15 protein-coding genes and 4 pseudogenes are annotated in these 20,472 nt (G+C 69.0%); 13 read left to right on the top strand and 6 right to left on the bottom strand.

The annotated features are described in order from the left end of the window. Positions 1-179: 179 nt before the first annotated feature. Positions 180-1,130, top strand: a complete 951-nt coding sequence (locus tag ABS361_14015) for a LysR family transcriptional regulator (GenBank protein ID XBY43213.1) — start codon at positions 180-182, stop codon at positions 1,128-1,130. A gap of 145 nt (positions 1,131-1,275) precedes the next feature. Continuing rightward, positions 1,276-1,668, top strand: a complete 393-nt coding sequence (locus ABS361_14020; GenBank protein ID XBY43214.1) for a cytochrome c family protein — start codon at positions 1,276-1,278, stop codon at positions 1,666-1,668. Positions 1,669-1,766: 98 nt separating this feature from the next. Here the strand turns inward: ABS361_14020 and ABS361_14025 are convergent, their stop codons facing one another. Next, positions 1,767-3,101: a DUF3422 domain-containing protein gene (locus ABS361_14025; GenBank protein ID XBY43215.1), complete on the bottom strand. Its 1,335-nt coding sequence runs from the start codon at positions 3,099-3,101 to the stop codon at positions 1,767-1,769. Between the two features lie 302 nt (positions 3,102-3,403). Between ABS361_14025 and ABS361_14030 the strand changes: the two are divergent. From ABS361_14030 to ABS361_14065, 8 genes and pseudogenes are all read left to right on the top strand, one after another. Then, positions 3,404-4,069, top strand: a pseudogene (locus ABS361_14030) (FadR/GntR family transcriptional regulator). A 163-nt stretch (positions 4,070-4,232) separates the two neighbouring features. After that, positions 4,233-5,037: pseudogene (locus tag ABS361_14035) on the top strand ((Fe-S)-binding protein). 47 nt (positions 5,038-5,084) lie between these two features. After that, a complete protein-coding gene (locus ABS361_14040) occupies positions 5,085-6,503 on the top strand; it encodes a LutB/LldF family L-lactate oxidation iron-sulfur protein (GenBank protein ID XBY43216.1) in 1,419 nt (472 codons plus the stop codon). Between the two features lie 68 nt (positions 6,504-6,571). Further along, positions 6,572-7,243 (top strand): lactate utilization protein, encoded by a 672-nt coding sequence (locus tag ABS361_14045; protein XBY43217.1) that lies wholly within the window; start codon positions 6,572-6,574, stop codon positions 7,241-7,243. Between the two features lie 141 nt (positions 7,244-7,384). After that, on the top strand, positions 7,385-8,137 hold the full coding sequence (locus tag ABS361_14050) for a hypothetical protein (protein ID XBY43218.1): 753 nt from the start codon (positions 7,385-7,387) through the stop codon (positions 8,135-8,137). A gap of 90 nt (positions 8,138-8,227) precedes the next feature. Continuing rightward, the gene (locus ABS361_14055) at positions 8,228-8,866 is read left to right on the top strand and encodes a hypothetical protein (protein XBY43219.1); all 639 of its coding nucleotides are present in this window, start codon (positions 8,228-8,230) and stop codon (positions 8,864-8,866) included. Positions 8,867-8,985: 119 nt separating this feature from the next. Continuing rightward, positions 8,986-9,927 carry a DMT family transporter gene (locus ABS361_14060; protein XBY43220.1) on the top strand — a complete coding sequence of 314 codons (942 nt, stop codon included), beginning with the start codon at positions 8,986-8,988 and terminating at the stop codon, positions 9,925-9,927. A 292-nt stretch (positions 9,928-10,219) separates the two neighbouring features. Further along, entirely contained in the window at positions 10,220-13,024 is a 2,805-nt protein-coding gene (locus tag ABS361_14065; GenBank protein ID XBY43221.1) for a hypothetical protein, read from the top strand. Between the two features lie 10 nt (positions 13,025-13,034). On the opposite strand, the gene ABS361_14070 is transcribed toward ABS361_14065, so the two are convergent. After that, entirely contained in the window at positions 13,035-13,913 is an 879-nt protein-coding gene (locus ABS361_14070) for a LysR substrate-binding domain-containing protein (protein ID XBY43222.1), read from the bottom strand. Positions 13,914-14,088: 175 nt separating this feature from the next. Here ABS361_14070 and ABS361_14075 point away from each other — a divergent pair, with 175 nt between their 5' ends. Next, positions 14,089-14,460, top strand: coding sequence for a DUF1127 domain-containing protein (locus ABS361_14075; GenBank protein ID XBY43223.1), 372 nt, complete (start codon positions 14,089-14,091; stop codon positions 14,458-14,460). Positions 14,461-14,478: 18 nt separating this feature from the next. On the opposite strand, the gene ABS361_14080 is transcribed toward ABS361_14075, so the two are convergent. The 3 genes and pseudogenes from ABS361_14080 to ABS361_14090 form a co-directional block, all read right to left on the bottom strand. Beyond that, positions 14,479-14,658, bottom strand: a complete 180-nt coding sequence (locus ABS361_14080; protein XBY47002.1) for a hypothetical protein — start codon at positions 14,656-14,658, stop codon at positions 14,479-14,481. Positions 14,659-14,986: 328 nt separating this feature from the next. Continuing rightward, positions 14,987-15,334: pseudogene (locus ABS361_14085) on the bottom strand (DUF937 domain-containing protein). A gap of 157 nt (positions 15,335-15,491) precedes the next feature. After that, entirely contained in the window at positions 15,492-16,376 is an 885-nt protein-coding gene (locus tag ABS361_14090) for a polysaccharide deacetylase family protein (protein ID XBY43224.1), read from the bottom strand. A gap of 176 nt (positions 16,377-16,552) precedes the next feature. Between ABS361_14090 and ABS361_14095 the strand changes: the two genes are divergently transcribed. After that, positions 16,553-17,941 carry a glutamate--cysteine ligase gene (locus ABS361_14095; protein ID XBY43225.1) on the top strand — a complete coding sequence of 463 codons (1,389 nt, stop codon included), beginning with the start codon at positions 16,553-16,555 and terminating at the stop codon, positions 17,939-17,941. Between the two features lie 51 nt (positions 17,942-17,992). Here ABS361_14095 and ABS361_14100 read toward each other — a convergent pair whose 3' ends face one another. Then, positions 17,993-18,742, bottom strand: coding sequence for a 16S rRNA (uracil(1498)-N(3))-methyltransferase (locus ABS361_14100; protein XBY43226.1), 750 nt, complete (start codon positions 18,740-18,742; stop codon positions 17,993-17,995). A gap of 129 nt (positions 18,743-18,871) precedes the next feature. Here ABS361_14100 and xseA point away from each other — a divergent pair. Beyond that, positions 18,872-20,345: pseudogene (gene xseA / locus ABS361_14105) on the top strand (exodeoxyribonuclease VII large subunit). The last annotated feature ends 127 nt before the right edge of the window (positions 20,346-20,472 follow it).

Here is a 20,472-nt window from a genome sequence, read left to right on the forward strand (position 1 = left end):
TACCACATCATCCACACAGCCCGGCTGCCCTCGGGGGCCAATCACTTTTTCCGCCACCGGGCATGTTCGGAAGTGATCTTGCCGGCGTTCTCTTGCGTAGGCGACAGTAAACCGCCGTCGACGATACGGAAGCCGCCTCGGTTTTCCCTCTTCGCCGGCCGCCGCGGAGCAAGGCGAGCATGAGCGAATTCGTGGATATGGAGATCTTCGCCCGGGTCGTCGGCGCCGGATCGATGTCGGCGGCCGGGCGTGAGATGGGCCTCTCACCCGCCGTTGTGTCGAAGCGCCTGCGCCGGCTCGAGGACCGGCTCGGCACGCGCCTGCTCCAACGCACGACCCGGCAGATCTCGCTGACCGAGGCCGGCCAGGGCTTCTACGAGCGGGTGGTGGCGATTCTCGCCTCGATCGACGAGGCCGAAGCGTTCGTGTCGCGCCGCTCGGCGCTCGCCCACGGCACGCTCAAGATCTCCGCGCCGACCTCGTTCGGACGCCTGCACATCGCGCCGCATCTCGGGCCGTTCCTGAAGCAGAACCCCGACCTCGCCGTGCATCTCGATCTCGACGACGCCTTCGTCGACATTGTCGGCAATGGCTTCGATCTCGCCATCCGCATTGCCGAGCTGTCCGATTCGAGTCTGGTCGCGCGACGGCTGGCGCCGATCCACCGGGTGCTCTGCGCGACGCCGGAGTATATCGCCGAGCGCGGCGTGCCGCGCACGGTCGACGACCTCGCCGGCCACGTCTGCCTCGCCGCGGCACCGCAGGATCATTGGCGCCTCGAAGGACCGGCCGGCGCGGTGGCGTTCAGGCCGGTCGGGCCGATCCACACCAATTCGAGCGAGGTCGTGCGCGAGGCCCTGCTCTCCGGCCTCGGGATCGCGCTGCGTTCGACCTGGGACATCGGCCCGGAACTCGCGGCCGGGCGGCTGGTCGTGGTCATGCCGGGCTACCGGGCCTCGCGCCATGTCGCGGTCCACGCCGTCTACCCGACCCGACGCTTCCTGCCGGCCAAGGTGCGGGTGTTCATCGATTATCTGGCCCAGCTCTATGGCCCCCAGCCCTACTGGGACCGCGGCCTCGATCACCTTTTGTTGTCGGGGAACAACGAGCAATCCACCGCCGCCGAATAGTCTAAGGTAGGGGTGCGCCCGGCTGCTGCGAATTGTCGCGTGGGTCGGGCGGGCTCCGTTTTCGTGCTATCTAGCGATCGCGTGAGAACAGGGACGTCGGGCGAAACAACAACGTCCCATCCGTCAACGCCTACGGGAGTGAACTATGAAGAAGGTTGTCGTTCTGGCCGCGCTCGGGTTCGTGGCCATGGCCGGTCAGGCTTTCGCGGCCGGCAATGCCGGCGACGGCGAGAAGGTCTTCAACAAGTGCAAGGCCTGCCATGCCGTCGGCGAAGGCGCCGCGAACAAGGTCGGTCCGGAGCTGAACGGTATCATCGGCCGCCCGAAGGCCAGCATCGCCGCCTACACCGGCTATTCGGCCGGCCTGAAGGCCAAGGGCGGTGACTGGACCGAAGCCGATCTGACCACCTGGCTGAAGAACCCGAAGGCCTATGTCGCCGACACCAAGATGTCGTTCGTGGGCCTGAACAAGGACCAGGACATCGAGGACGTGATCGCCTACCTCGGCCAGTTCGGCGCGGACGGCAAGAAGAAGTGATCTGCGCGAACGCGTGATCCGAGGAAGGCCGGGCCGCAAGCCCGGCCTTCTTGTTTCAGGAAGGGCGTTCCGGGATGCGGCCGCGCGGCCGCATCCGATCAGTGTTCGTCGCCGTGGGCGGCGCGGATACTGCGCACCACCCACCAGACCAGCAGCAGCACGACCGGGACCGCAAGGCCGGTCGCCACCAGCGGATCGAACGGCAGGTGGCCGATCTCCTTGATCGCCTTGAACAGGTAGCCGACCAGTCCGATCACGTAATAGCTGATCGCCGCGACCGAGAGCCCCTCGACGGTCTGCTGCAGGCGGAGCTGCTGGCGGGCGCGGCGGTTCATCGATTCGAGCAGGTCGCGGTTCTGCTGTTCGAGATCGATGTCGACGCGGGTGCGCAGCAGCTGCGCGGCGCGGGCGAGCTTCTCCGACAGATCCTCCATGCGGTCGCCGGTCATGCGCACCGTGCGCATGGCCGGACCGGTGCGGCGATCGAGGAAGCTCGACCAGGTGCCGTAGCCGGGGACGTGCCCCTCGTGGATCGCCTTCAGGCGGTCGTGGACGATTTCGTCATAGGCGCGCGAGGCGCCGAACCGATACGAGGTCTCGGCCGCGACGGCGCCGAGGTCGGCGGTCAGCTTCGAGATGTCGTCGAGCAGCTTGCGATTGGCCTCGAGCCCATTCGAGGCACGGATCTGACCGTTGATGTCGACCAGATCGCGCTCGATGCGACGCACCTCCGGCCCGACGCGCTGCGCCTCGGGCAGGCCGAGCAGTGCCAGCGTCCGATAGGTCTCGATCTCGAGCAGCCGCTGCACCAGCGCACCCGCCTGCTGGGCATTGAGCCCGCGGTCGAGCACGAGAATGCGCGTCCGGCCGTCGCCGTCCTGGCGGAAGTCGGTGATCGCGATCGCGCTCTCGCCGTAGCAATGCGCCACGCACAGGCTGGTCGGATCGAACAGCGCGACCGCCTCGGCGAGGTCGCCCGGATGCGGCACGAGGTCGAGCCGCACGGCGACGAGCAGCGGCCCCGGCGGCACGAATTCCGCGCCGAACGGATGGCCGATCGGCTCCTGACCGAGCACGGAGAGGCCGGGGCCCCGCCCGCCCTCGCCAGCCGCGGCCGCGAGCGGACCATCCCAGGAATAGGTCGTGAACTCGGCGTGGCGCTCCCACTTCAGCGTGCCCGGACCGAAGCCGATCACGTGATGGCGCGCCGAGGGCCCCGGCCCGGCCTGGCCCTGCGCGCGACACAGGCCGTCGAAGAACACGCGATCCGGCTTGGAAGCGCCGCGCACGACCTCGAAGGCATAATGCAGGAACACGCGCGGCGGCGAGACGAGCCGGAACGGCCGGGCATGGATCTCGCCGAGCACCGCGCCGCGAAGCGGATGCGGCTCGAAGGCGCGCGAACCGGGAGGCGGAGCAGCGGTCTGGTCCATGAAGGTCGGGTCTCCGGATCGGCGACGACAGCGTCGCCCGAGCATGGCGACATGCATAATGGGTTTCGCGCCGAAGCGGAATCGCGCTGTCGTCGGCGAAAGGTCGCGAGCACGGGCCCGGCCGGGGCGATGGTGGGCCATTGCGCGGGCGCACCCGAGCGATCGACACCTGAGTGGCCAAGAAATTTGACCACCGGCGACGGCACGCCTATCGTCGCGCGGTCCGAGAGCGGTGGTGACGACGTTCCGTCCCGCTCCGCCCGCGGCCCGAGGCAATCGCCGACCCTCAGGTGTGCCGTCCGATGGTGTTCGAGAAGATCAGCCACAGCCGCACCGCCGACGCGGTCGTCGACCGGCTCGAGGTGCTGATCCTGCAAGGGATCCTCAGACCCGGCGATCGGCTGCCGCCCGAGCGCGATCTCGCCGCCGATCTCGACGTGTCGCGGCCGATCCTGCGCGAGGCCCTGTCGGTGCTCGAAGGCCGGGGGCTGATCGTGTCACGCCACGGCGAAGGCACCTTCCTCGCCGATGTCGCCGGCACGGTGTTCTCCGAACCGTTGGTCGATCTGATCCAGCGCCACGGCCAGGCGGTCGCCGACTATTTCGAGTTCCGCCGCGAGATCGAGGGCTGGTCGGCGCGGCTCGCGGCCGAGCGCGCCACCGACAGCGACCGTGAGATCCTGCGCCGGGCGATCGAGGCCATGGTCGAGGCGCACCAGCGCGGCGATGCGGAGGCGGAAGCCGAACTCGATCTCGACCTGCACATGCGGATCGGCGAGGCCGCGCACAACATCGTGCTGCTCCATACGCTGCGGTCCTGCTATCGGCTGATCGCCGACGGCGTCTTCACCCACCGCGCGCGGATGTTCGACCGCCCGAACGTGCGCGAGGCGCTGCTCGACCAGCATCGCGCCATCGCCGAGGCGATCCTCGCCGGCGACGGCGACCGCGCCGAGGCCGCAGCCCATGCCCATATCGACTATGTCGAGCGCACCGGCCGCGAGGTCGAGCGCACCGAGGATCGTGCCCATACGGCCGCGCTCCGGCTCGAACTGATCGACCGCCCGCGCACCCGCCCCGGCGAGCGCCGGCCGCCGCCCCCCTCATCTCCCGAACCGAATCAGACACGCCATGACCGGCCCGACCGCCGACCCGCTCTCCGCCCCCGCCTCAGTTCAGCGCCCGCGCGTGGCGCTGTTCGTGACCTGCCTCGTCGACCTGTTCCGGCCGACGGTCGGCTTCGCCGCGGTGAAGCTGCTTCGAGGACGCCGGCTGCGACGTCGAGGTGCCGCCGGCGCAGACCTGCTGCGGCCAGCCGGCGTTCAATTCCGGCGACCGGCGCGATGCGCGCGGGCTCGCCGAGGACGTGATCCGGCTGTTCGAGGGCTACGATTACTTCGTCGTGCCGTCCGGATCCTGCGGCGGCATGATCAAGAAGCACTTTCCCGAGCTGTTCCCCGCCGGCGACCCCTGGGCGCCCCGCGCCGAAGCGCTGTCGGCCAAGACCTTCGAGCTCGTGAGCTTCCTCGCCGACGTGCTCGGCCGGGCCCCGAAGAATGCGCGCTTCGCCGGCTCCGTCACCTATCACGACAGCTGCTCGGGCCTGCGCGAACTCGGCATCGCCGAGCAGCCGCGCCGGCTGCTCGGCGCGGTCGAGGGGCTGACGCTCAAGGAGATGAAGGACGCCGACGTCTGCTGCGGCTTCGGCGGCACGTTCTGCGTCAAGTATCCCGACATCTCGAACGCGATCGTCGAGAAGAAGATCGCCAACGTGCGCGACAGCGGCGCGGGCACGCTTCTCGCCGGCGATCTCGGCTGCCTGATGAACATGGCCGGCAAGCTCAAGCGCGCCGGCAGCGCCGTCGAGGTCCGCCATGTCGCGGAAGTCCTCGCCGGCATGACCGACGGCCCGGCGATCGGCGAGGCGCGGAAATGACCCGCGGCGACCGCCCCTTCCCCTGCGCGACCGAGGCCCCCTGACCCATGCGGATCACCTCCCCGGCCTTCAAGGACAACGCCGCCCACGCGCTCGTCGATGCGAACCTGCAGAAGGCGCTCCGCAACGTCGAGCGCGGCTTCATCGACAAGCGGCAGATCGCGGCCGCGGCGCTGCCCGAATTCGAGGCGCTGCGCGACCGCGCGCGCGACATCAAGGACCACACGCTCGCCCATCTCGACCTCTACCTGGAGGCCTACGAGCGCAAGGTCGTCGCGAGCGGCGGCCATGTCCACTGGACCGAGACGGCCGAGGATGCCCGCCGTATCGTGCTCGACATCTGCCGCTCGCTCGGCGCGCGCACCGTGACCAAAGGCAAGACGATGATCGCCGAGGAGATCGGCCTCAACGACTTCCTCGAGGAGAACGCGATCCAGCCGGTTGAGACCGATCTCGGCGAATACATCATCCAGATCCGCAACGAGGGGCCGAGCCACATCATCGCCCCGGCCGTGCATGTGACGCGCGAGCAGGTCGAAGCCGACTTCCGGCGCGTCCACACGCATCTCGATCCGAGCCGCAATCTCGACGAAGCCGTGACCATGCTCGGCGAGGCGCGGACTGTGCTGCGGGAGAAGTTCATCGCGGCGGATGTCGGGATCACCGGCGCGAATTATCTGGTCGCGGAGACCGGCACCTCGATCATCGTCACCAACGAGGGCAACGGCGATCTCACCCAGACGCTGCCGAAGGCGCATATCGTGCTGGCGTCGCTCGAGAAGATCGTGCCGACGCTCGAGGACGTGACGCAGATCCTGCGCGTGCTCGCCCGCTCGGCGACCGGCCAGGAGATGTCGGTCTACACGACCTTCTCGACCGGCCCGCGGCGCGCCGACGACCCGGACGGGCCGGGCGAATACCACGTCGTGATCCTCGACAACGGCCGCTCGGCCATGCTCGGCACCGAATTCCAGGACATGCTGCGCTGCATCCGCTGCGGCGCCTGCATGAACCATTGCCCGGTCTATCATTCGGTCGGCGGCCATGCCTATGGCTGGGTCTACCCCGGACCGATGGGCGCGGTGCTGACGCCGACGCTGATCGGCATCGACAAGGCCGGGCATCTGCCGAACGCTTCGACCTTCTGCGGCCGCTGCGAAAGCGTCTGCCCGATGCGCATCCCGCTGCCGCGGATGATGCGCGCCTGGCGCGAGCGCGAGTTCGAACGGCATCTGAACCCGGCCGTGCAGCGCTGGGGGCTCAAGGCCTGGGCCTTCCTCGCCCGACGCCCGGCGCTCTACCGGCTGGCGAGTTCGGTCGCCGCCAAGGCGATCGGCTGGCTTTCGGGCGGCAAGGGCCGGCTCGCGCGCCTGCCGCTCGCCGGAGGCTGGACCCGCCATCGCGACTTGCCCGCGCCCGAGGGCAAGACGTTTCAGGAGCTCTGGCGCGCGCGCCGACCGGCGTGATTGTGCCGGTCTACCGCTCACCGCCTGACCGAACACCGTCCCGGATCCCTCTCCAACCGGATCGTCCGATGACCGCCCGCGACAGCATCCTTGCAAAAATCCGCCGCTCGCTCGGAACCACGGGCGACGACATCGGTCGGCGCGCGGCCGTCTCGGACCGGTTGATCCGGGCGCCGCGCGGGCTCGTGCCCGAACGCGGGCAATTGGACGGCGAGGCGCGCATCGCGCTGTTCTCGACCATGGCGGAGAAGGCGAACGCGACGGTCGAGCGGGTCGCCGACCTCGCCGACGTGCCCTCGGCGGTCGCGGCCTACCTGCGCGCCAAAAACCTGCCGGCGCGGGTCCGGCGCGGCACGGATGAGCGGCTCGCCGCCCTGCCCTGGGCGCGCGAGCCCGCGGTTGATGTTTCGGTCGGCCGGTCGCACGGGGAGGATCTGGTCGGCCTGTCGGCGGCCTTCGCCGGCGTCGCCGAGACCGGCACGGTGGTGCTGGTCTCGGGCGAGGACAATCCGACCACGCTCAACCTCCTGCCCGAACACCATCTGGTCGTCGTGCCGGCCGAGGCGATCGCCGGTGATTACGAGACGGTGTGGGATGCGCTGCGCGCCGTCTACGGCAAGGGCGCCATGCCGCGCACGGTCAACTGGATCACCGGCCCGTCGCGTTCGGGCGACATCGAGCAGAAGCTGCTGCTCGGCGCGCACGGACCGCGCAGCGTGCATCTGATCGTGGTCGGCTGAACGGCGCAGCCTCGCGCGGTGCTGCGACGCCGCGGAAGCCTCATGACATCGTGGTGATTTCACAATTCCGCCTCGACTTGGGGCGGGCGCGCATTATCCTTTGTTCGAACGGTCATCGTCGTGCCACGGAAGCGGCGTGTCATGACCGTCGGAAGGATCGAAACCCGCGATCGAAGATCCGCAATTGTCGAGCGGAGGCCATCGGAGTTCAGCATGATGCGATGGCTTTTGGCGTTGATGGGTGGAAGACGCAGACGCGATCCGGTGATCCGGCCGATCGCCCGCGCCCCCGCGACGGGTGATGTGGCCGCACCGGCGCCGACGCCGGTCTCCGATTCGACCGTCGCCGCCGCGGCAGCCGCCGCCGGCGCGGCCGTCGTCCTCGGACCGGTGGTGGTCGAAGCGATCGAGGCGCGGCAGGCGCTCGATCCCACGCCAGATGCGATCAACGCATCGGCCACGCCGACGGGAGGCGACCATGGCACGGGAGAGCAGACGACGAAGCCTGATCCCGACCCGGGATCTGAGGCAGACGACACAGCAGAGGCCGATTCGAGCGACGGAGCCGGCTCAGGATCGGGCGACGCCGCAAGCCAGTCAGGACACGGCGCGGGCGGAGATGCCGCAGGCGCCAACGGGTCGACCCATGACGGATCGGGCCATGACGGATCGGGCCATCACGGAGCGGTCGACCATGCATCCGCCGGCGACATCGGCGCCCACGGAGCCGCCTCGCACGGAAACGGCTCGCATGGGGCCGGTTCGGACGGAGGCAGCTACGGCGGCTACATCGACGGCGGCCGTGTCGCGAGCGACGGCGGACAGGCCGGCGTCGACTTCGGATCGTCCGGGGATGGCGGCTGGTCGGGCGACGCCTCGGCTTCCACCGACTGAACTCGTCCCGCCCGCGGCGGCGGAACGACCGCTGTCGAACCGGGTCGACCCGTTCGGCCGCATCTTCGCGCGCCCGCGCGCGGCCTGTTCATGGGCAATCGCGGCGGCCGGCTGCACGATCCGGCGACGCAGACCCTCGGGTCCCGCCGCTGGGTCTCGAAGTCCTGGATCTGCTGCGAGACCAGCTTCAAGGAGCGGCGACGCGAAGTCTGGGCGGAGAGCTATACGGAGCTCTTCTTCCTCGACGAAGTGACCGCGCTCGCGGCCGGGCACCGGCCCTGTTTCGAATGCCGGCGGCGTGCGGCGGAAGCCTTCGCCGCCGCCTTCGCGCAAGGCAACGGCCTCGGCTCGCCGCCGCACGCCGCCGCGATCGACAAGGTGCTGCACGCCGAACGGCTGGCGCGCACGACCGCCGATCGGCCCGGCGATCTCGATCCGGAGGCGCAGGGTCCGGACGCGAAGCAGATCTATGTCGCCTTCATCGACACGCTGCCGGACGGCGCCATGATCACCTGCGACGGGCCGGAGCGCCGCGCCTATGCGGTTCGCGGCGCCTACGTCCTGCCCTGGGCGCCGGAGGGTTACGGCACGCCGATCGTGCGGCCGCGCGCGCGGCTCGTATCGCTGCTGACGCCGCCGTCGATCGTCACCACGCTGCAGGCGGGCTATCAGCCGGTCTGGCATCCGAGCGCCACGCTCGAGACCGATCGGAACCATCACGGAGATTGATCGTCCGATCACCAAGTATCGCTGGACGCCGCCCGTCAAAATACCGATGGTGCGGCCTTCGGCGCGCCGGGACGCGCGGTCCGCCCCGGACCGCCAGCGCGTGCCGGCGGGATCGGCATATGTCGCGGACCATGGTCGAAACGGCGCCCTCGCCGATGCGGAGCGCCGATCGCGCGGGCCGTTTCGGCCTCTTCGAATTCGGCCTCTACGCCATCACCGTGTTCGCGTGGTCGACGAGCTGGATCGCGCTCAAGGTCCAGCTCGGCGTGGTCGCGCCCGAGGTGTCGCTGGTCTGGCGCTTCTCGCTGTCGGCGCTGTTCATGTGGGTGTGGGTGATCGTCGCCCGCCTGCCCTGGCGGTTCCCGCCGATGGTGCATCTGCGCTTCGTCGCGCTCGGCGCGCTGATCTTCTCGACCAATTTCGCGCTGTTCTACTACGGCGGACAGGAGCTCGCCTCCGGGCTTCTGTCCGTCGTCTTTTCGCTCGCCTCGATCTTCAACCTCATTCTCGGCGCGCTCCTGTTCCGCACCCGGATCGAGGGCCGCGTGCTTGTCGGCGGCGTGCTCGGCTTCGCCGGCGTCGCGCTGATGTTCTGGCCGATCATCCACGGTGCCGATTTCAACGGTCGTGCGGCGCTCGGGCTCGGCTATTGCGTCGCCGGTACGCTGTCGTTCTGCCTCGGCAACATGGTCTCGGGCGCCAACCAGCGCGTCGGCATCCCGGTGCTCTCGGCCAACGCCTGGGGCATGGTCTATGGCACGATCCTGCTCGCCATCACGGCGGCGGCGAAGGGCGAGACCTTCATGATCGAGCCGACCGCGCGCTATCTCGGCTCGCTCGCCTGGCTCTCCTTCGTCTCGTCGGGCCTCGCCTTCTGGGCCTATCTGACGCTGCTCGGCCGCATCGGCGCGAGCCGCGCGGGCTACACGACCGTCATGTTCCCGGTGTTCGCGCTGATGATCTCGACGGCTTTCGAAGGCTATCAATGGAGCCTCGCCGCGATCCTCGGTCTCGGCTTCGTGCTCGCCGGCAACCTGTTCGTGCTGCGCCGGGGCGCGTAACGGCACGCCGCCCGGCGCAACCCCTGGGCCGCCCGCCACGCCCGAACAATTTTGTTTGCGAGCGTTGCCAAGGGCATCGCCATTCCCGGCTCCCGTTTCAGCACCTGACGGATTGACAGGCACGGGGATCCGCGCTGACATTCTGCCGTTACGTCGGTTTGCCGCCACGTGGACGCTCGCAGACCCGCCCCGCCATTTTGTACGGCGGGTACGCGCAAACGCATTTTGATCATCAGCATCCTGTCGCCGGCGGGTTCGCCGGCCCCCCTCCATTTCATGCGGGAGCTCGGTCATGCGGGCGCTTCTCGGCATCGCCGTCGTCGGTTTCGCTGCCATCTCCGGTCCGCAGGCGAGCGGGCAATCCCAGATCGCGCCGGCCCATATCGCGCAGAACCAGCCGAGGCTCCAGAAGCTCGCGCCACCGGACCCGAAGGCACCCACGGCGCCCGCGGCGAAGTTCGTCGATCTCGGCGAGGCGCTGCCGCCGAACCTGACGGTCGCGACCGCCTTCTCGGCCCCGCAACCGCGCAAGATGCTGTGTCTCGGCGTGGCACGGGCCAAGGACGCCATCGGCATCCGCAACGAGGCCGGCGGCATCGTGTTGCGCGTCCGCTGCGAACACGCCGAGATCGACGGCAAGGTCGTGCCGGGCAAGCCCGCGCAGATCGCGACCTTCGCGCTCAGGAGCTTCGGCAATGCCAAGCTCGGCGCCCGTCGGTCGCAAGCCGCGACCGCCTGTTTCACGGCCTTCGAGACCTATCGCAAGGATCCGAAGACCTACGGCTTCGTGATCGAGCAGCGTGCCATGTCGCTGCACTGCCGGGCGCTGGCAATCGCGTCGCTGCACCAGTTCCGACCGCCGCACGCGCAGGATCTGGCCGCCCCGAACGCGATGAGCCCGGCAGCCAGCAAGGCCGCGAGCCAGATCGCGCTGCCGGGCGTTCCGGTCGCGGACTTCTTCCAGTCGCGGGATCCGAACGGCGAGCTCTACTACGAGGTCAACAAGAAGCTCTGGCGCAAGGTCGGCTCGCGCGAAGCGACGCTCGGCTTCTTCACGCTGGCGAAGGCGCCGACGACCACCGCGCTGATCCAGGTGTTCGACAAGCCGCCGGTCGACCCGAATCCGAGTTGCGCGACCTGGGACAAGACGCCCGGCGTCCTCGCGACCTTCGGGGCGACGCTCACCTCCGCACCGGCGACGACGATCGCGCGCAAGGCGGCTGCCGAGGTCGGAATCCCGGTCGGCCCGACCGCCTTCTTCAACCAGGTGACCGTCCCTGCCCAATCCTGGGCAGGCATCAAGGCGAAGCTCGCACCGAACGACCTGACAGCGAACCTGCGCATCGTCGTGGTTTCCGGCACGAACGGTCCAGCCGGTCCGAGCTTCAAATGCGCGCTACCGCCGACCGCGCCGATCGAACTCGACTTCGGGACGTCGCCGACCGAACAGAACACCAAGGCCGTCGTCGAGGCGATCACCGCGAGCCAGAAGGCGAAGGAGGAGCAGAAGAAGGCCTACGAGGACGCGCGCGCGCAGTTCCTCGCCTCGCACGGCAACGCCAATCTGGCGCCGCTGCTGGTCACCGTGGTCGGCTACGAACCGCCGTTCGGGCGCGGAGGGATCCTCCAATCGACCGTCTACAACCACCCGATCACCCAGGAAAAATACGAGACCTACAGCCTGAACGCCAAGGTGCAGGGCCCGTTCGGCAAGGGCGACGGCTTCCCTTGGCCCGCCTCGCGCAAGCAGAACTGGGGCGGCAACTGCCATTACGACCCGAACATGATGCTGCGCGCGGTCGAGGAAAACCAGCAGGAGAAGTCCAAGTGGCCCGACAGCCTGATGGACCAGATCGTGTTCATCGTCGACTTCCTGGCCATTACGTGGGACGCTTTCAAGGATATCGCCGTCCAGGCGGTCGCTTATGCGACGACCGCCGGCGAGTGCCCGTTCTCGCCGAAGATCGCCGGCCCGCAGGCGCTCGAGACCAAGCAACCGAAGGCCTGCGAAATCTACAAGTCCGCGGTCGGCACCGGCCTCAACGTCGCCATGTCGAGCGTCGGCCTACCGCCGACGCTGCCGTCGGCGAGCGCCCTGCTCGACAACGGCATCGAATACGCCTCGTCCGTCGCGGTGCAGTACGCGGCCGGCCAGATCGGTGCGTCGGCGGCGGGCGGAGCGGTCGCCGAGAGCGCGCAGGCGACGATCGGCGAGGCCGCTTGGGACCAGCTCAGCGAAGCCGCCAAGGACAAGGTGCGCGAGAGCCTCAAGGATGAACTGCACAAGCAGATCGTCATCCACTCCTGCGTCCGCACCAAGGACGACGTGCTGGACAGCTCCGGCTGTACGCTGAAGCCAACGAGCCCGCTCAACTACAGCCGCATCGTGGCCTTCATGGAGGGACATCCCGAGCATGCGGTCGTCTGGCTGAAGATCGCGCCAAACCCGAAGGCGCTGCGCGACGGCGCCGGCAAGCTGGTCACGCCGAGGATGAACGTCGCCGTCACAGCACCGGTCCGGCAGTTCCCGGACCAGAGCCAGTTCGTCTTCAAGGACGTCACCGGCAAGGGGCTGTTCGACCCGAGTCAGCTCCGGCTGTTCGCACCGGCGAGCGTCACGCTCGACGCCACGACGGTCGACAAGAACGGCTACTTCATGCCGGTCATGCTGCCGTTCGAACAGATCTCGGCTTGGCTCAACGCCGCGCAGCGCACCCGCCAGTGCCCGGTCGACGCGTTCCAGCCGGGCTGCGAGGCCGGGCTCGCCAAGGCGGCGTTCGGCCACACGCTGGAGCTCGGCACGGTCGGCCTCACCGTCGGCTCACGCTGGCAGTGGACCGCCGATCCGGCGCTGCTCGCCGCCTGCAAGGCTGGAGGCGGCTACAACTGCGGCCAGATGGAGACGGCGCTCATGCCGGAGCGGGTCATCAATGCGAACCGCCTGATCCCGGATCTCCAATACGGCGTCATGCAGATCAGCGGTCCGAATGCGGTCAAGGCCTGTCCTGGCTTCAAGTATCTGCCGGACCAGGACACTGGCCTGCCGGTGCTGTCGCTCGATTTCGATCCGCGCAAGGCGGACTTCACCACAGACTGAACCGCGCCGCTCACTCCGCCGCGAGGCTCATCGACAGGTTGTCGAGGGAGGAGACGATGTGGCCGACCAGCGCGTCGATCAGCGCGGAGTTCTGGCCCCAGGCGCGCAGCAGGCCGATCTCGACCGAGGGCAGCCGCGGGAAGCCATCGGCCTCCGAGAGCACGCGCATGCCGGGACGCAGCGCCGATTCCGGCAGGACCGAGATCGCCAGCCCCGCCATCACCGCCGCGCCGACCGCGGTCGAGTTCCAGCTCGAATAGAGGATGCGGTAGCGCCGGCCGACCGCCTCCAGGCCCTCGAGCGCGGTGCGCCGCCAGTTGCAGGTGGGGCGGCCGAGCGCGAGCGGCAGCGGGTCTTCCTCGTGGGCGCAGTGGCGCGCCGAAGTGACCCAGAGCAGCGGCTCGCGCCGGATCACGTCGGCGGGCCCCTTCTCGCGCACATGAGTGATGATCGCGATGTCGAGATCGCCGCCGCGCAGCGTCTCGATCAGCATCGGCGTCGGCGCGCAGACGACCGTCACCTCGGCGCGCGGATTGGAGCGCGAGAAGCGCGCCAGGATCTCGGGCAGGAACCGGTCGGCATAATCGTCGGGCGTGCCGAGCCGCACGCGCCCGGAGAGCTCGGCCTCGTCGAAGGCGGCGAGCGTCTCGTCGTTGAGCCGCATCAGCCGGCGCGCGTAGGCGAGCAGCCGCTCGCCGTCCTCGGTCAGCTTCGACATGCGGCCGTCGCGGGCGAAAATCGGCTTGCCGACCCGCTCCTCCAGCCGACGCATCTGCATCGACACCGCCGACTGCGTCTTGTGCACCGTCTCGGCGGCGCGCGTGAAGCTGCCGCATTCGGCGATCGCCACGAAGGTCTTCAACTGGTCGAGATCGAGAACGGCACCCATGGCGGAGCCTCATCAATTTTCGTGAATGGTATCATTCGAAACATTCGCTGGATCGATCGAAGAATGCAAGGCATCCTTCTCATGTCTTCAGCACTACGCTGCAACCCGTAACTCGCCGCCAAAGGAGGGCTTTCGCGAGAACGGTCGACCCATGCCTTTTTGAAGGAGAGATCCGATGTTCACGACCACCACGTCTCATTCCCGCACCTCCGCTGCTGCTGTTGCCGCGGTGATCCGCGTGGCGACGAAGGCCGTGAACACGATCGCGGCCTATTGGAACGCCCATATGCGCCGCCGCGAGGTTCGGGAACTGCTCGGCTGGAACGACCACATGCTGAAGGACATCGGCATCACGCGCGGCGACGTCGCCTCGGCCTATGCCTCGCCCTATCCGGTCGATCCGACCGCGCGGCTCAAGATCATGGCGGTCGAGCGGCGCGCAGCGGCCCGGGAGCAGGCGCGCGAGCGGCTGCGGGCCGCGGATGAGCGGCCGTCGCAGGCGAACTCGTCCGCGTCGGATCGCTCGAGCGATCTGACCGCGGCCTGAGCCCGGTCGGCCACAGCTTCAATCCTTGACGGGCGGCGTCTCCACCGGAGCGCCGCCCGTTTTGCCGTATCGGTCGAGGATGTCCTCGATCGCGCGGACATGGCTCTCCTGCGCGTCGCGGCCGGCCTCGAACAGGCGGGCGACGATCAGGCCGAAATCGCCTTCCTCCTGTTCGCGCGTCGGCGGCTCGCCGGGCACCGGCCCGGCATTGTTGTAGCCGCGCCAGAACTCGCCGAAGAGGTCGCCGACCGGCGTCTTCGGTCCGACCGGATTGGGGATCCGCGCCAGCCATTCGGCCGGCGTCTTCGGCGCGTCGGCTCCGAACAGGAGCCGACCAGACCGGTCGCGCCGGCGCTTGCCGCACCGCCGCCGAACATCGCCCCGAACAGGTCGGCAAAGCCGTTGGCCGCCCCGCCTCGGGCTTGCCGCCGAACAGCGCGCCCGGCGGCGTGGCCGCGAGCGCCTCCGAGAGCCCGCCCATCAGCATGGCGGTGACCACCGGCATCATCGCCTCGAGCGCCTGGTTGGTCAGGCCGCTGACGCGCGCGACATGGTCCGAGATCGCCTTGGCGCCCTCGGGCGAGCCGAACAGCGAGCCCATCAGCTTCTCGCCCTCGTCGCGCGTCGTCGGCGAGAAGGCCCTCACACCGTCCTGAAACGCCGCCTGCAAGCCGGCCTGCGCGGAGAGAAAGGCGAACAGCCGCTGCATCGTCTCCGGCTCGGCCATCTGCCGACGGATCGCCGCGGCATAGGCCGGCATCATCGCCCCGACCGCCTTCTCGATGTCCTCCCGCGGCAGGCCGAACTGGCGCGACAGGTTCGCCAACGCCTCGCCGCCCTGCGCCTGCATCAGAATGTCGTTCAGGTTGAACATCGGCGCCTCCGGGCTCTCGATCGGCGAGGCTTCAGGCCGCCGGCCGTGACGCGCTGTCGATCCGGCGCGATTGTCCGCCCGGCCCGGGCCGGCGTCAAATTCGGCCCGACACGCATGAGCTTACCGCGACGCCCGGTCGCGGCACCTCAGCCGCAACTCAGGGTACGACCCCCTCCGGCAGCGCCAGCGCATGATTCGCCACCGCGCCGGACGTGGTCAGCCAGACACGGTCGCCGGCATTGTCGACGACATGGCGCAGCGCGCGTGCGAGGTGGCGGAAGCGGTGCGGCCAGCCGACCAGATAGGCATGCAGCGCGATGCCCATGACCAAGGGCCGCTCGGCCGCTTCCTCGCGCATCACCTCGAAGGCATCGACGATCATGTCGGCGAATTCGTCGCCCTCGCGCTTGCGCCCGACGATCTGCGGAATGTCATTCAATTCCTGCGGATAGGGCACCGACAGGATGCGGCCGCGCCGGGTCTTCATGAACACCGGCTGGTCGTCGTGACACCAGTCGAGCAGGTAGTCGTAGCCGGCCTCGTGCAGGAGATCGGGCGTCACCCGGCTCTGAGAGATCCAGGGACCGAGCCAGCCCTTCGGCGCCCGGCCCTCGTGACGGGCGATGGTGGCGGTCGCCTCGGCGATCAGCGCCCGTTCGTCGTCTTCCGCCAAGACGCCCTGGCGCTCGGCATTGGTGCGGCCATGGCCGAGGATCTCGTCGCCGCGCGCCCGGAACGGCGCGATCGCCGCGGGGGCGTGGGCGTACATGTCCGAATTGACCAGCAGGCTGACCGGCAGCTTCAGGTATTCGAACAGCGACAGCATGCGGAAGACGCCGACGCGGTTGCCGTAATCGCGCCAGGCATAGTTCAGCACATCGGGCTGCGGACCGCCGGGGGCGAGTTCGGCGCCGAGGCCCTCGCCGAAGGAAAAACATTCCAGGTTGAGCGCCACATAGACGGCGAGGCGCCGGCCGCCCGGCCAGTCGTAGACCGGGCGGGAGACGATCGGAGAATAAGGGTAGCGGCCGTGGTTCTGCATGGTCGGGTCGTCCTCCACGCGAAGAGGTAGCGTTTCGCGGCGGAGGATTCCTGCGGAAAATTTTCGCACGTGACGGTGCGGATCGTTCAAGCTGACGCAGGCGACCCTTCACGAAATCGCGTTTGTACCGTCATGGTCGGGCCGCTATGGTTCGCGCCCGAATTCAAGGAGGCCGCATGGCGCGCGATACCACCGATGCCCGCCCGATCGAAAGCCGCGATGAACTGGTCGCGTGGATCGCGGAAGGCGCCAAACCGCGCGAAAAATGGCGGCTCGGCACCGAGCACGAGAAGTTCGGCTTCCGCAAGGCGGATCACGCGCCGGTCCCCTATGAGGGCCCGCGCGGCATCCGCGCCGTGCTCGACGGCATGGAAGGCCTGCTCGGCTGGGAGCCGATCCACGACGAGGACAACATCATCGGCCTCGCCGACCCGGTCGGCGGCGGCGCGATCAGCCTCGAGCCCGGCGGCCAGTTCGAGCTCTCCGGCGCGCCGGTCGAGACGCTGCACCAGACCTGTTCGGAGACCTTCGCCCATCTCGCCCAGGTGCGCGAGATCGCCGAGCCGCTCGGCCTCGGCTTCCTCGGCCTCGGCGCCAGCCCGAAGTGGACGCGCGCCGAGACGCCGGTGATGCCGAAGTCGCGCTACCGGATCATGGCGAACTACATGCCGAAGGTCGGGACCAAGGGGCTCGACATGATGTTCCGCACCTCGACGGTGCAGGTGAACCTCGACTTCGGCTCCGAGGCCGACATGGTCAAGAAGATGCGCGTCAGCCTGGCGCTGCAGCCGGTCGCGACGGCGCTGTTCGCCAATTCGCCGTTCCTGGAAGGCAAGCCGAACGGCTTCCTGTCGTTCCGCTCGGAAGTCTGGCGCGACACCGATCGGGCGCGCACCGGCATGCTGCCCTTCGCCTTCGAGGCGGGCTTCGGCTACGAGGCCTATGTCGACTGGGCGCTCGACATCCCGATGTATTTCGTCAAGCGCGGCGCGACCTATCACGACGCCACGCATGTGACGTTCCGTCAGTTCCTCGACGGTGCGCTCAAGAACGAGATCCCCGGCGTCGAGCCGGAGATCGGCGACTGGACCAACCACCTCGGCACGCTGTTCCCGGAGGTCCGGCTCAAGCGCTACATCGAGCAGCGCGGCGCCGATGCCGGCCCGTGGCGGCGGCTGCTCGCGCTGCCGGCGCTCTGGGTCGGGCTGCTCTATGACGAAGGCGTGCTCGACGAGGCGTGGGAGCTGGTCAAGGGCTGGAGCGCCGAGGAGCGCCAGGCGATGCGCGACGGCGTGCCCCGCCAGGCGCTGAAGACGCCATTCCGCGATGGCACCGTCCTCGACGTCGCGCGCGACGTCGTCGCGCTCGCCAAGAAGGGCCTCGCCCGCCGCAACATGTTCGCGACCTGTGGCGCCGCGCCGCTCGCCGAAAACGAGACCGTCTATCTCGCCCCGCTCGAGGAGATCGTCGCGACCGGCGAGACGCTCGCCGAGGTGCTGCTGCGCAAGTTCCACGGCGAATGGGGCGGCAACATCGAACCGGTGTTCGAGGAATACGCGTATTGAGGCGGTGGCGCGGCCGGCCGGGCCGCGTCTAGTCCCTTGCGATCCCGCCCCTCACCAATCCCCCAGCACCGCCTGCACCACCGCGAGCGCCGCGACAGCGGCGGTGTCGGCACGCAGGATGCGGGGGCCGAGCGGGATCGCGGTCACATAGGGCTTCGAGCGCAGGATCAGACGCTCCTCCTCCGAGAAGCCGCCTTCCGGACCGATCAGCACCGCGAGCGGGCCGGGCGTCAGCTTGGCGAGCGTCGTCAGCGGGTTGGCACCCTCGTCACCCTCGTCGCAGAAGATCAGCCGGCGCGCCTGGTCGCCCGAGACCGGCCACGTATCGAGTAGATGGCGAAGCGTGGTCGGATCGGCGACCTTCGGCACGGCGAGGATGCCGCATTGCTCGGCCGCCTCGATGACATTCGCCTCCATGCGCTCGGTGTTGACGCGCGTCGCCTGGGTGTGGGCGGTGATCACCGGCCGGATCACGCCGGCGCCCATCTCGACCGCTTTTTGAACCATGTAGTCGAGCCGCGCATGCTTCAGCGGTGCGAAGAGATAGTGCAGGTCGGGAGCGGGCGTCTGCGGACGGGTCTGCTCGACGATGCCGAGTTTCGCGCCGCGGCGCGTCACCTCGGCGAGTTCGGCGAGCCATTCGCCGTCATGGCCGTTGAATACGAGCACCCGCGCGCCCTGCTCCATGCGCAGCACGTTAACGAGGTAGTTCGCCTGCTCGCGCGACAACTCGACGAGCGCGCCCTTGATCAGCGGGTTGCGCAGGAACAGGCGTTGGAGACGGAATTCGTAGCGGGCCATGGGCCATGCTTCGGTGAAGATGGTTAACGGGATATTACCGGTGAGCATCGCCGCAGCAGACTTGTCCGAGCGACCTTGACGCGTCCGGGCAAGCAGACCAGCCTTCGGCCCCGCGCGGGAGATTCTGCCTTGTCCGAAACCCTGGTCAACACGCCCGAATTCACCGTCTCCGAACTGTCCCAGGCCGTCAAACGGACGATCGAGGACGGGTTCGGCTATGTGCGCGTGCGTGGCGAGATTTCGGGCTATCGCGGGCAGCATTCGTCGGGGCACGCCTATTTCAGCCTCAAGGACGAGGGCGCGCGCATCGATGCGGTCGTCTGGCGCGGCTCGTTCGGCAAGCTCCGGTTCAAGCCCGAGGAGGGCGTGGAGGTCATCGCCATCGGGCGGCTGACCACCTTCCCCGGCAAATCGTCCTATCAGATCGTGATCGAGAGCCTCGAGCCGGCCGGCGTCGGCGCGCTGATGGCGCTGCTCGAGGAGCGCAAGAAGAAGCTCGCGGCCGAGGGCCTGTTCGATCCGGCACGCAAGCGCCGGCTGCCTTACCTGCCGCGCGTGATCGGCGTCGTCACCTCGCCGACCGGCGCGGTGATCCGCGACATCCTGCACCGGATCTCGGACCGGTTCCCTGTTCATGTCGTGGTCTGGCCGGTGCGCGTGCAGGGCGAGACGTCCGCACGGGAGGTCGCGGACGCGATCCGCGGCTTCAACGCCCTGCCCGAGGCCGGACATCGCGGCATCCCCAAGCCCGACGTGATCATCGTAGCGCGTGGCGGCGGCAGCCTGGAGGACCTCTGGAGCTTCAACGAGGAGATCGTCGTGCGTGCGGCCGCCGAGAGCGCGATCCCGCTCGTCTCGGCCGTCGGCCACGAGACCGACTGGACGCTGATCGACCATGCCGCCGACCTCAGGGCGCCGACGCCGACGGGTGCGGCCGAGATGGTGGTGCCGGTCAAGGCCGACCTGATCGAGGCGGTCGATCGGCTGGGCGTGCGCCTCTCCGGCGCGGTCCGGCGCGGCGTCGAGCGGCGGCGTGTCGAGCTGCGCTCGGCCGCCCGCGCGCTGCCGGATCTGCGCAACCTCTTGGGCGTGCCGCGCCAGCGGCTCGACATCGCGGGCAACCGGCTCGGTCAGGCGCTGGTCGCCGCCGCGCGGCTGAAGGGCACCGCGCTCGCCCGCATCGCCGGGCGTCTGACCCCGCAGACGCTGGTGCGGGCGCTCGGTATCGGCCGCGAGCGGCTGGTCCGGCTGACGGAACGGCGCGACCGGGCAATCGGGGTAGCGATTGCCCGGCGGCGTGACCGACTGGAAGGACTGGCGCCGCTGCTGCACGCTCTCCTATCAGAGTGTGCTCGGCCGCGGCTTTGCGCTCGTGCGCGATGACGAAGGGCGGCCGATCCGCAGCGCCTCGGCAATCGCGGCCGGCGCCCGGCTGGGGATCGAGTTCGCCGACGGACGGATCGCGGCTGTCGCGGGCGATGCCGTCGATCCTCTGCCGGAGCCGATCACGTCGGCGCCGGCGCCCGCGCCGGACCGGCCGCCGGCGACACCGCGACCGCGCAAGCGCGCCACGCCGCCGGCCGATCAGGGCTCGCTGTTCTGACAAGTGAACGCCGCCCGCCGGCGGCGCGACGGGTTTCGATGCCGCGATGCCTGACGGGCATCGGGAATGCGAAATCGGCATTCGGAATCCGGGCGCGGCTTTCTATGATCCGGCACCGTTCGCTCGG

Source organism: Ancalomicrobiaceae bacterium S20 (assembly GCA_040269895.1).
GTDB classification, from domain to species: domain Bacteria; phylum Pseudomonadota; class Alphaproteobacteria; order Rhizobiales; family Ancalomicrobiaceae; genus Methyloraptor; species Methyloraptor flagellatus.

Coding starts and splice junctions, on each gene's coding strand:
- ABS361_14095 (XBY43225.1), top strand. CDS start 16,553: ATGGCGCGCGATACCACCGATGCCCGCCCGATCGAAAGCCGCGATGAA.
- ABS361_14065 (XBY43221.1), top strand. CDS start 10,220: ATGCGGGCGCTTCTCGGCATCGCCGTCGTCGGTTTCGCTGCCATCTCC.
- ABS361_14050 (XBY43218.1), top strand. CDS start 7,385: ATGACCGTCGGAAGGATCGAAACCCGCGATCGAAGATCCGCAATTGTC.
- ABS361_14015 (XBY43213.1), top strand. CDS start 180: ATGAGCGAATTCGTGGATATGGAGATCTTCGCCCGGGTCGTCGGCGCC.
- ABS361_14045 (XBY43217.1), top strand. CDS start 6,572: ATGACCGCCCGCGACAGCATCCTTGCAAAAATCCGCCGCTCGCTCGGA.
- ABS361_14055 (XBY43219.1), top strand. CDS start 8,228: ATGGGCAATCGCGGCGGCCGGCTGCACGATCCGGCGACGCAGACCCTC.
- ABS361_14060 (XBY43220.1), top strand. CDS start 8,986: ATGTCGCGGACCATGGTCGAAACGGCGCCCTCGCCGATGCGGAGCGCC.
- ABS361_14075 (XBY43223.1), top strand. CDS start 14,089: ATGTTCACGACCACCACGTCTCATTCCCGCACCTCCGCTGCTGCTGTT.
- ABS361_14025 (XBY43215.1), bottom strand. CDS start 3,101: ATGGACCAGACCGCTGCTCCGCCTCCCGGTTCGCGCGCCTTCGAGCCG.
- ABS361_14040 (XBY43216.1), top strand. CDS start 5,085: ATGCGGATCACCTCCCCGGCCTTCAAGGACAACGCCGCCCACGCGCTC.
- ABS361_14070 (XBY43222.1), bottom strand. CDS start 13,913: ATGGGTGCCGTTCTCGATCTCGACCAGTTGAAGACCTTCGTGGCGATC.
- ABS361_14100 (XBY43226.1), bottom strand. CDS start 18,742: ATGGCCCGCTACGAATTCCGTCTCCAACGCCTGTTCCTGCGCAACCCG.
- ABS361_14020 (XBY43214.1), top strand. CDS start 1,276: ATGAAGAAGGTTGTCGTTCTGGCCGCGCTCGGGTTCGTGGCCATGGCC.
- ABS361_14090 (XBY43224.1), bottom strand. CDS start 16,376: ATGCAGAACCACGGCCGCTACCCTTATTCTCCGATCGTCTCCCGCCCG.